1 protein-coding gene is annotated in these 255 nt (G+C 68.2%); it reads left to right on the top strand.

What is annotated here, in order from left to right:
* Positions 1-36: 36 nt before the first annotated feature.
* Positions 37-255: hypothetical protein (locus KVT44_RS56380; protein ID WP_217577052.1), on the top strand; the 219-nt coding region annotated here is incomplete at its 3' end.

Below are 255 nucleotides of genomic sequence, written 5' to 3'. Positions count from 1 at the left end.
GAGATCGACCTGCTCTCGGCCACCCATCCGCTCGTCATGGCGGCTACTGAGGTTCCGGGGCATAGGCACGCGCGGTTCCCCTCGGTCCGCATTCGCGCTACAGAAGGGGCCGCCGCGGGGCGGTATCTGGTCGTACTCGCGCATGCCGAACACGCGAGCCGGGGTGGTGACGAGATATGGGGCGCCTCCGTCGACGACAACGGACTGTCGAAGGGCGATGGCCCAGCAGATGCGGTCCTGGCTGCGCTGGCCAAG

The organism is Streptomyces sp. GbtcB7, assembly GCF_019091445.1.
In the GTDB taxonomy this organism is placed as follows: Bacteria; Actinomycetota; Actinomycetes; order Streptomycetales; family Streptomycetaceae; genus Streptomyces; species Streptomyces mirabilis.
The sequence above is the reverse complement of the archived record's forward strand: the minus strand, read 5'-3'. Positions and strand labels throughout refer to the sequence as shown.